We start from the raw sequence: 9310 nt of genomic DNA, 5'->3' as shown, positions 1-9310 counted from the left end.
CAGCGAGATCGTCAGAAACCGACCGTCGACCACCTTGTCGCGTGCGGCAAACCGATCGCGGTGTGTGGTCCCCGCCGGATTGAAGATCAACTGCACACCCTCACTCACCGGCGGCGCACCGTCGGCCGTCGAGACATACAGGCCATCCAGCACCAGCACAAAGTGCGCTTCGTCGTGCGAGTGCCGCTCCACGATGCGATGCGGGTCGACCCGCAGCAGCGACAGTTCGAGACCCGGCTCGCTGCGACGCACATCCTCCTGCCCATAAAACGTCCCAAAGGGCAGCGTGAGGTGACCGTGACCATGCGGAGCAGCAGGCATCGTGACGAGGAGGAGTGACGGACCGGTATTCGGGCTCGGAATGTTGCGCCGTTACAAGACGCGCCTGACGTTCGCCGCCAAATTTCCGCGGAGTCGACTCCCAATCCAACGAGAGCCCACCGCATGATGTTTCGCCGCAGCACCTGGTTATGCCTTCTGGCCGGATCTGTAATCTCGCACGAAATCGGCGCGCAGACTGCTGCCGTACAACCGGGCGCTGTCCAATCGGGCGACGACCTGCTGGGACTGTGGGGGGCGGAACCGCAGTTGGGACCACAGGTGCGTGGCGCGCTCACGCTCGAGCGACACGGCCAGAGGTGGTCCGCACGGGTATCCGGGTTTGAAGTCCACGCCGCACAGCAGGGTGACAGTGTGGTGATGACACTGCCTGGCGGACAGGGCACCCTCAAGCTGTGGACTCGTGCCGGCACGCGCGGAAATACATCTGGCGCCGTGCCCGAAGCGTTCTGGGTGCAGCCGTCAGGAATGAATGCGGCCTACGCCACTCCGGTACGTCTGCACCAAGCGGGCACCAATCGCTGGCGCGGCGAGGTCGCGCCCGTGCCGGAGCAGTTTCCGCTGTACCTGATGGTGACCCGTGCTGACGACCGCACCCTGCGCGGCACCTTTCGGAACCCCGAGACCAATTGGCCGGGACGTACCGCGTCTTACGTCGTCAGTCGTGCCGGCGATCAGGTGATTTTCACCCATCCCCGCACCGGCAAGGTGCAGTGGACACAGCTCTACGACTCGGCACAACGTACCATCACCTTCGATTTTGGTGCGCCCATCGTGTTGCAGCCCCGCACACGCGAACACGCCGTCGGATTTGTCACCCGCTCTCCATCACTCGCGCCATACACCTATCGCACGCCGGTAGCGCTCAGTGACGGATGGAGCGCTGCCACCGCCGCCAGCGTGCAGATGGACGCCATGGCCCTGCAGTCCATCGTGCGCTCGCTCGTCGCAGTCGACCCGCTCAGCGAGACGGAGCCTCGCGTGCATGCACTCGTGGTGGCGCGCCACGGCAAGCTGGTGCTCGACGAATACTTTCGCGGATACGACGCCGACATGATGCACGACCTGCGCTCGGCGTCCAAGACGATGACCTCCATCATGGCCGGTGCGGCCATGCAACGTGGCGCGAAGCTGAACGGCGCTCCGCTCTCCGCTCACACACGGGCCGGCGTCCACGACATCACACTCGGCCACTTGCTCTCGCACAGCACCGGTCTCGCCTGCAACGATGACGACGACACATCGCCGGGCAACGAAGACACCATGCAATCGCAGCAAGCGCAGCCTGACTGGTTCGCCTTCTTCAAGGCACTGCCTCGCATCACGGCACCGGGCAGCACGTACTCCTACTGTTCGGCCGGCATCAACATGGCCGGCAGTGTGATCGGGCAAGCCACCAGACTCTGGTTGCCGCGACTGTTCGAGTCGACGCTCGGGCGGCCCATGGCCTTCGGCGAATACGGCATCAATCTCATGCCCACTGGCGAAGCGTACTCCGGCGGTGGCATGCGCATGCGTCCGCGTGACCTGCTCAAGTTCGGCCAGCTCTATCTCGATGACGGCCTGTGGCAGGGCGTCCGGCTGGTGCCCGCGTCCTGGGTGAAGACGTCGACCGGACATGTGATCAGCCGCCCCGACAGCTCCGACGATGGCTACGGCTGGCATCGGAATGTACTTGCCGCGCGCGGACGAACATTTCAGACCTACTCAGCAGGCGGCAATGGCGGGCAGTTCCTGGTGGTCGTGCCGGAGCTGCGTCTCACCGTTGTAGTCACGGCGGGCAACTACGGGCAGTACGACGTGTGGCGGAAGATCCGTGATCAGTTGGTGCCGATGATCATGGAAGCGGTACAATAGTTCACTCTAGCACTGCCACCAAAAAAGTGCGGATCGACCAGCCGCGAATAGCGCTGCCGATCGATCCGCACTTTTTTGCAACACCAGCTACTGCGGCAAGACTCAGCGGTTCGAGTCAGCCGCGCGCTTGGTGGGACCCGGGCACACCGGCCACGGACGCGGCGTGCCGTCCTGGGCATTGCCCTGCGGCACGAGATCGCGCGGGAACTTCTGCGCATCCTCGGACGCCATGTACGCCAGCATCGCGATCAGCGTCGCGTTGTTGCGCAGGTCCTCGGGGATGATCTTGTCGAACGTGTCACGATTGGTGTGCCACGTGGTGTTGCTGTAGTCCCAGCTCAGGGCGCCGGTGCCGATACCAGGCGCCTTGTGGCACACGAACGTGGTGTGGTCGGTACCACCCGGGCCATTGAACGGCGACGTGCTGCCAAGGCGGATCCACTGCGTGACTTCCGACGGCATCTCGCTCAGGTAGCGCGTGAGGAATGCGCCGGCGTGCACGAACGGTCCCGGGCTGATCGACGAGATACGGCCGGTGCCGTTGTCCTGATTGAACAGCATCTGCATGCCCGAGATCACCTCGGGGTGCATCTCGGCGTACGCCTTCGAACCGTTGAGGCCCTGCTCTTCCGAATTCCACAGCCCGATCACGATCGTGCGCTTCGGGTTGGGATACACCGTGCGCAGAATGCGCATCGCTTCGATCATCGTGAGCGAGCCAGTGCCGTTGTCCGTGGCGCCCGAGCCACCCGTGAACGAGTCGAAGTGCGCCGACAGCACCACGTATTCGTTCGGCAGCGTCGAACCCTTCATCTCGGCGATCACATTGCCGATCGGACGTTCCGGTCCCTTCTCAGCCGTGACCATCAGGCGGATCTTCGGGCCCTGATTGTTCGCGGCGAGACGGTACAGCAGACCCATGTCTTCGCAGCCCACGTCCACCGTGGGGATTTCCTGCGCCGGCGAGCCGAACACTTTGTTGATGCCCGGATACTGCGAGAAGTTGGTCGTCAGCGCGCCAACCACACCCGCGGCCTTGAGCTTCGCCTGAATGGCACGCGGGCCACCGCCGGCGAGCACACGCTGGTTGAACGAGGCCGACAACGCGCTCTGCTCCTGACGCAGACGGTCACGCGTTTCGATCGTGCCGAATTCGGCGAGCTGTCCCGGCATGCGGCACGTGAGCTGCGGCGCATTGAGCAGCACGAACTTGCCACGCGCCGACGGCACCCAGGCCGCGAACTTTTCCGGCGTGACGACGTCTTCGGGGATCATGATCACGCTGCCTTCCACCCACTTGCCGGCCGTGCCCGGCGACCAGCCCATGGCGGTCACTTCGAGACCACGCACACGCGGGGCCAGCAGTTCGGCGAACGCCGAGCCGTTCTTCCAGCTGTTCCACGTGCCGTAGTTTTCGATGCGGGCCGGAATGCCCCACTTCGCATAGTTGGCGAGCATCCACGTCTGCGCCCGGTCAGCGTCCGTCGATCCCGTCAGACGCGGCCCGACGGAGTCGAGCAGCGTCTGCGCGATCTTCATGACCTGCGAACGCTGCGTGCCTTCCTCGTAGATCTTCTGGATCATCGCATCGGAAGGCGGCGTCGAGCGCACGTAAGGCGCCGCAGCACGATCCACCGGCAGGGCCTGCGGATTGGTGGGGGGCTGGGTCGGGCCCGGCGGGGCGCCACGTCCGGGCTGCGCGAGCGCGGCCGACGCACTCATGGCCACGGCCGACGCGGCGAGGAGGAAGGTGTTTCGGATCATCGTGCGGTGTGCTGGGGAGCCGGCTGGTGGCCGGACCGAAAGGCTGCGAAGCCCGAAAATTACTCCAGCGCCTTGGCAGGAGCGACCGGTGAATGCCGTTCGAGCCGCAGCACCAGCGTGCCGAGCTTGAGCTTCGCCCGGAGCATGACCAGCTCCCGATGCTCCCCCGTCGACAGGTAGACCTCGGCCTCACCGTTTTCGGCGAACAGGCTGCTGGTACGGATGATCGGCCGGACGACCACCGTATGAAAAGTGCCGGCGGGCACCTTCACCGTTTCCAGGCGCAACACTTTCAGGACGATCGGATTGCTCTCCGGACGCCAGTAGTCGTGCAGCACCACGTCCTGGCCGACCGTGAGGGGGATGGTGCGCGCCACGAACACCGTCGACAGGTCGTCGAGGGGATGCGCAGTGGGCAGGCTGCCGGAGTCGGGCTTTGCATTGGTGTGGCCGGACCATTTGCGGTGCACCGCGTCGAACTCCCGGATACGATCGCGCGAAAAACCGGGGTAGCGCGCGTATTGCAGGAATCGCCGGGACGCGGTGGTCTCGGGATCCATCCAGGTCTCGAGACGCTCGTTGATGCGCGCCCCCGGGATGCCGCCGCGCACGGCGAGGACGGCGTGCAGCACCGTATCGGCGCGCAGGGTATCGCGGGTGACCGAGAGCGTGGCGCTGCCAGCGCGGGAGAAGATCCCCCAGCCGACCCGGTACCTCGCCGATTCGCCCGCGGCGAAGGGGATGTGCCGCTGCATTGGGTCCGGGAGTGGTTGATCACCACCTGCCACAGCCACCACCAACGGCATCAACAGCGCCAGCAGGAGCGAATGCATCATTGAGCGAACGTGGACACTACAGTTGTTCAGCGAGTGCCACGATGATCCCCTCGGGACCGCGGATGTAGGCGAGCCGGTAGGTGTCCCCGTACTGCATCTCGCCGATGATCTCGGATCCGAATGATCGCATGCGGGTGAGCATGCCCGCCATGTCGTCCACGGCAAACATGATGCGACGAATGCCCAGTGTATTGACCGGCGACTTCTCGGGACCGAACCTGACGGCATCCGGCTGATGAAACTTGTCCAGCTCGATGCCCTGTCCGTCGGGCGTGCGCAACATGACGATCGTGGTTCTGACGTCATCGAGGCCGATCAGCGTTCCAACGTCGGGCCCGTTCACATCGGCCTCACCTTCGAGCGTGAGCCCCAGGGCGAGGAAGAACGACTTCACCGCGTCGAGATCGTCGACCACGATGAGGATGTTGTCCATGCGCTTGACGGCCATGTGTCAGCTCCCGATCACTGAATGGCTTTCTGCAGGCGGACCGTGACGCTGTCGTCCTTGTTCCACGCGCCCGCGACGATCTGGCAGTAGCGCGTCTCGCCAAGCCACTGCTCGTACCTGGATGTTTCGACGGTGGAGAACTCAGTCCACGCCGTGGTGTCGGTCGCGGTCACACGCCGATACTCCCCGCACAGCACGTGGCTCTGCACACCGCCCGTGGTGTCGCGCAGACCATAGCGCACACTGCGCACTTCGACCGGCCCCGCGGTGTGGGCCTTGAAGTCGCGACCCGCCGACGCGATCAGGTAAGCCAGACTGGCGACCGCATCGTGCGGAGCAGCCGATTCGGCGGATCCGATGGTGGCCGCACTGTCGGCGGAAGCCGCGCCGGATTGCACGTCGTCGCCGCAGGCAAGAAGTACTGTGGAGCAAATGGCCAGTAGCCCAACGCAGAATCGTCGTTGGCGAACGAAGAGCGACGTCATGATGGCGAGGATGAATTTATGCCGATTCGCAGCACTGCCCGAGGACCATCAGGAAAACAGCAGCAGGCGAAGCGGAGCGCAAGGACGCTCAGCGCCATTCACCACAATGCGATCACAATGCTTGAAGTTGACACACGACTCGAGGGAGAGGCACTCGCCCCTCCCTCGGTTCAGGTGACTCAGAACTGCACCAGCACCGGCATCTGTTCGCGAACGGACTGTTCAGCGGCCTGATGAATGGCGTCCTGGCCGTTGCCGTTCGACTTGATCGTCGTGCTGCCGGCGTCGGAGGTGCGTCCCTGACCACACGTCACGCGGATGGACATCGGCGTGTAGATGCCAAAGGTCACGAAGCTCACGAGCTGATTCGGCAGCGAGAGCTGCGTTTCGACCTTGGCCACACCACTCGGGCAGCGCTGCGCCGTTTCCACGATGGAGGGCGGAACGAGGCCATAGATCCAGCCACTGGCCCACGGCTTGTCGATGACTTGTGCGGAGGGGGTGGCGCCCGTTTCGACGGTGGCGTGATAGCAGCCCGTGCTCAGTGCAACGGCCAATCCAAGAGTGAACAAACGGCGGATCATCGTGAATCTCAAAATGAGGGTGACGTGCGGAGGAATGCGGACGCTCGATCAGAACCGGCACAACCACACTTCGGTTCGCCGAGCAGCCCGGGACAACCCATACCTCGGCACCGCACACCCCGTCACACGCCGTTCAGGGATTCTCCTGCAACATGGGCAGTCCACAGCCCGGGCAGTTCGGCAGATACTTGCCACGCGAGTATTTCGCACCGCAGCGCGGACAGATCACCCCTGTGCTACGCAGCACGAGCCTGGTGAACACCACGAGCCACACGATGAGTGGCCCCAGTAGCCAGAGAAGCTGCGGCTCGAGCGCAAAGCGATCGCCGACGTAGGCCGCGCCAATGGCCAGCGGCAGACCGATGAGAAACAGCAGAAGGAAATCGACCAGGTGCTTTCTGGCCTGCTTTCTGTGTTGATCCCAATGCTCCGTGTAGATGCCCATGTCGGTCGCTCAGCCTGATGGATGGCTCACCAACGTGGATGCCTGTCCCAACCAAAGAGAGGCGCTGCTTCCAGGACTATCCACGTGAACACCACAACAGCCACGCACAGCAGCCGCCTATCCGCGGACGCCAAGTCCGATCATCGCCAGGCCAATCACGAGGAGGACCACCATCATCGGCCGCACACCCGGCCACAGGACGGCATCAGGGGGATTCTGCGGGTTGTAGTGCACCGGCACGGTCGCTCCCGGCTTCATCCCAAGCAAGGCACGCTCCGCTGCCTCGGGCGACCCATACAGGCGGTCCCACCCAAACCGCAGACGCGTGGCTGTCAGGGCCTGCCCCGCCACCGTGTACTCGTATCGCACGGCCGGCACATAACGAGTACCACGGGACTGCCGCTCCTGCGCGCCGGCTTCGAGCAAGCGCCCCGTCGCCACCGGCCATCGCGCTGCCCGCCATCCGCGTGCGAGCTCCCACGCCGAGGAACCGGCAAAGGCGCTACCGAGAATGATGGCGATCCAGGAGGTCATCGGTGGGGAAGGATGGGGGAAGCGGACTAGTCCTCGTCTTGCACCCAGAACACGGCGGCGCGACCGGCACCGAGGCAAACCACTCCCGAATCAAACGTGGCGTCCGAGATCGGGTTCCAGCCGCGCAACGTCGCTTCACCCCCGTTGGGGTTCATCACCCAGTCACCATTGGTGAAGTACGCGTGTGGCTCCGGCACCGCATCGAACAACGGGGTCGCCAGATCTGCCGCGCTCGCCAGCGACATGAGCTCGGCGCCGTAAGCAAGATCACGGTGCAATAGCGCCGTCACGATGGCCTGCGCATCGGCCGCACTGACCTCGATCCACTCGGACGCGAGCCCCTGAAAGCCATGCGCCTGCACGACCTGATCGACCGCACCCTCTCCGGACGCACGCGGAGGAACATCGACCATCGCGCATGTCGTGATACCGGCATTTCTCAACTTCTGGACACGTTCGAGCGCGTTCATGAATGGATGACGGGTTGGCTTACTTCGTTCCAGCGAGCACATGGGCGACTATGGCGTTGGCATGCCCATGACCGAGACCATGCTCGGTCTTGAGCCACGACACCAGTTCCATGTGCTTCAGTCCGGTCTTGTTTTGCACCAGACCGAGCCAATGCCCGATCGGATGCCCGTACTTCTTCTCGATGGAAGGAAAGTAGGACGCGGGTCCTTTGGGCTTGTCGTCAGCCGGCATGTCGATTGGTCAGCGTATGCGATGAGGATTCACTGGCGGCGGTCTTTCCGGTCCAGCAAATTCTCGCCTCTCTTCACCGGAAATGGCAATGCGCAGCAACAATACCATCGTGATATTGCTGGCACTGATTGCCAGTCTGGTTGGCTGTGAGGCGCCCCGGAACGCCGCGTCAAGTCCGCCGGGTCGCAACATGACTCTGACGGCGTTCGCGAAGGTCCGCCTGAAAGACCGAGACACCGTGTTCATTGGAAAGCCGAACGCATTGGCCGTCTCGCAACGTGGCGAGTACTTCGTCACTGACATACCAAGCCGTCGCGTACTGCGTTTCGACGCGAGCGGCTCGTTCATGGAAACAATCGGTCGTCGTGGCGGAGGCCCCAACGAGTTCGAGGGGCCGGCCTGGTTGACGCCGATCGACGACACGACGCTCGTCATTGCCGATCTCCTGCGCCGCCGGGCGGTGCTCTGGCACCTCGCATCGAAGACCGTCACCGCATACCTGCCACTGCCCGGGTTGGTCTCACCACTCGTGTACGTCGACCGGACTCTGTACACGGCCGCTCCTGACGTGGAACACGGCACCGCGGGCATTCGTTGGCGCCCTGGAGCGGGGGAGCCGGAGCGACTGGGGCAGGTGCTCGATGTCTATCGCGACCTGTTCTGGGCTATCTGGGGAGAGCCCGCGCTGGCGGTTGCCGGCGACAGTATCCTGTATTTCGGAGGACGCTCGGAGTACGTGATCATCGCCGATCGTGATTGGCAGCCTCGGGATTCCCTCCCCATTCCCCGCACCGCACGGCGGGGCATTCCAAGGGAAATCGACTACACCGTGGGCGAAGGCCGAAACATCTACGACGTAGGAAAGCAGCTGTCGCAGCCTTTTGGTCTTCGGATCCTGTCTGGTGGCCGATTGGCCGTCTTTCATCTCGATGCGAGCGTCGTGAACAACAGCCTGGTCGTTGGACGGGTGTTCATGACGGTGATTCCGCGCGCGAAGGCGCCCCGCTGCATCGACGTACAAGTGCCGGCACACGATTCAACGTCCATCCCACGGTTGTCATTTCTCGCCGACACGCTCTTTGTGTTGGATCATTTCGTGGACGGTGACAGCGTCGTGGCCGAAGTCAGCAAATATCACATCGGGGCAGGCCTCTGCTGATACTGCCCGACATACATTGCTGAATCGGCCACCGACGTCTCTCTACACCACGCTCACCGAGCCATGGTCGGCTCGAGCACACGAATGCCCTGCCCGCCTTTCAACAGCAGCAGGTGACGGCCAGTGGCACTGACACGGCTGGCCGGGCCGCCAGTCA

The 9310-nt window shown here is 63.7% G+C and carries 11 protein-coding genes and 1 pseudogene; 2 read left to right on the top strand and 10 right to left on the bottom strand.

Annotated elements, in window-relative coordinates; genetic code table 11:
• A pseudogene (locus VGE27_RS14970) lies at nucleotides 1–321 on the bottom strand (hypothetical protein); the annotation flags it as partial.
• Between the two features lie 123 nt (nucleotides 322–444).
• On the opposite strand from VGE27_RS14970, the gene VGE27_RS14965 reads away from it, so the two are divergent.
• A complete protein-coding gene (locus VGE27_RS14965) occupies nucleotides 445–2196 on the top strand; it encodes a serine hydrolase (protein WP_331050476.1) in 1752 nt (583 codons plus the stop codon).
• 102 nt (nucleotides 2197–2298) lie between these two features.
• Here the strand turns inward: VGE27_RS14965 and VGE27_RS14960 are convergent, their stop codons facing one another.
• The 9 genes from VGE27_RS14960 to VGE27_RS14920 all read right to left on the bottom strand — a co-directional run bounded on the left by VGE27_RS14960 (nucleotide 2299) and on the right by VGE27_RS14920 (nucleotide 7994).
• Nucleotides 2299–3960, bottom strand: coding sequence for a M20/M25/M40 family metallo-hydrolase (locus tag VGE27_RS14960; protein ID WP_331050475.1), 1662 nt, complete (start codon nucleotides 3958–3960; stop codon nucleotides 2299–2301).
• 59 nt (nucleotides 3961–4019) lie between these two features.
• A complete protein-coding gene (locus VGE27_RS14955) occupies nucleotides 4020–4796 on the bottom strand; it encodes a DUF3108 domain-containing protein (RefSeq protein ID WP_331050474.1) in 777 nt (258 codons plus the stop codon).
• A 16-nt stretch (nucleotides 4797–4812) separates the two neighbouring features.
• Nucleotides 4813–5244 carry a VOC family protein gene (locus VGE27_RS14950; RefSeq protein WP_331050473.1) on the bottom strand — a complete coding sequence of 144 codons (432 nt, stop codon included), beginning with the start codon at nucleotides 5242–5244 and terminating at the stop codon, nucleotides 4813–4815.
• Nucleotides 5245–5258: 14 nt separating this feature from the next.
• Nucleotides 5259–5729, bottom strand: coding sequence for a hypothetical protein (locus tag VGE27_RS14945; RefSeq protein WP_331050472.1), 471 nt, complete (start codon nucleotides 5727–5729; stop codon nucleotides 5259–5261).
• Nucleotides 5730–5908: 179 nt separating this feature from the next.
• The gene (locus VGE27_RS14940; protein WP_331050471.1) at nucleotides 5909–6313 is read right to left on the bottom strand and encodes a Bor family protein; all 405 of its coding nucleotides are present in this window, start codon (nucleotides 6311–6313) and stop codon (nucleotides 5909–5911) included.
• Between the two features lie 133 nt (nucleotides 6314–6446).
• Entirely contained in the window at nucleotides 6447–6758 is a 312-nt protein-coding gene (locus VGE27_RS14935) for a hypothetical protein (protein ID WP_331050470.1), read from the bottom strand.
• A gap of 117 nt (nucleotides 6759–6875) precedes the next feature.
• Nucleotides 6876–7292: a DUF3592 domain-containing protein gene (locus tag VGE27_RS14930; RefSeq protein WP_331050469.1), complete on the bottom strand. Its 417-nt coding sequence runs from the start codon at nucleotides 7290–7292 to the stop codon at nucleotides 6876–6878.
• A 26-nt stretch (nucleotides 7293–7318) separates the two neighbouring features.
• Nucleotides 7319–7705 carry a hypothetical protein gene (locus VGE27_RS14925; protein ID WP_331050468.1) on the bottom strand — a complete coding sequence of 129 codons (387 nt, stop codon included), beginning with the start codon at nucleotides 7703–7705 and terminating at the stop codon, nucleotides 7319–7321.
• Nucleotides 7706–7781: 76 nt separating this feature from the next.
• On the bottom strand, nucleotides 7782–7994 hold the full coding sequence (locus tag VGE27_RS14920) for a DUF4287 domain-containing protein (protein ID WP_331050467.1): 213 nt from the start codon (nucleotides 7992–7994) through the stop codon (nucleotides 7782–7784).
• A gap of 190 nt (nucleotides 7995–8184) precedes the next feature.
• Between VGE27_RS14920 and VGE27_RS14915 the strand changes: the two genes are divergently transcribed.
• Nucleotides 8185–9153 carry a 6-bladed beta-propeller gene (locus tag VGE27_RS14915; RefSeq protein WP_331050466.1) on the top strand — a complete coding sequence of 323 codons (969 nt, stop codon included), beginning with the start codon at nucleotides 8185–8187 and terminating at the stop codon, nucleotides 9151–9153.
• Nucleotides 9154–9310 lie beyond the last annotated feature (157 nt).

This window comes from Gemmatimonas sp., assembly GCF_036405635.1.
Classification (GTDB): Bacteria; Gemmatimonadota; Gemmatimonadetes; order Gemmatimonadales; family Gemmatimonadaceae; genus Gemmatimonas.
Note: the sequence above shows the minus strand (reverse complement) of the source record. Positions and strands in the feature narration are given on the sequence as shown.

Coding starts and splice junctions, on each gene's coding strand:
- VGE27_RS14915 (WP_331050466.1), top strand. CDS start 8,185: ATGACTCTGACGGCGTTCGCGAAGGTCCGCCTGAAAGACCGAGACACC.
- VGE27_RS14930 (WP_331050469.1), bottom strand. CDS start 7,292: ATGACCTCCTGGATCGCCATCATTCTCGGTAGCGCCTTTGCCGGTTCC.
- VGE27_RS14955 (WP_331050474.1), bottom strand. CDS start 4,796: ATGATGCATTCGCTCCTGCTGGCGCTGTTGATGCCGTTGGTGGTGGCT.
- VGE27_RS14960 (WP_331050475.1), bottom strand. CDS start 3,960: ATGATCCGAAACACCTTCCTCCTCGCCGCGTCGGCCGTGGCCATGAGT.
- VGE27_RS14940 (WP_331050471.1), bottom strand. CDS start 6,313: ATGATCCGCCGTTTGTTCACTCTTGGATTGGCCGTTGCACTGAGCACG.
- VGE27_RS14920 (WP_331050467.1), bottom strand. CDS start 7,994: ATGCCGGCTGACGACAAGCCCAAAGGACCCGCGTCCTACTTTCCTTCC.
- VGE27_RS14965 (WP_331050476.1), top strand. CDS start 445: ATGATGTTTCGCCGCAGCACCTGGTTATGCCTTCTGGCCGGATCTGTA.
- VGE27_RS14945 (WP_331050472.1), bottom strand. CDS start 5,729: ATGACGTCGCTCTTCGTTCGCCAACGACGATTCTGCGTTGGGCTACTG.
- VGE27_RS14935 (WP_331050470.1), bottom strand. CDS start 6,758: ATGGGCATCTACACGGAGCATTGGGATCAACACAGAAAGCAGGCCAGA.
- VGE27_RS14925 (WP_331050468.1), bottom strand. CDS start 7,705: ATGGTCGATGTTCCTCCGCGTGCGTCCGGAGAGGGTGCGGTCGATCAG.
- VGE27_RS14950 (WP_331050473.1), bottom strand. CDS start 5,244: ATGGCCGTCAAGCGCATGGACAACATCCTCATCGTGGTCGACGATCTC.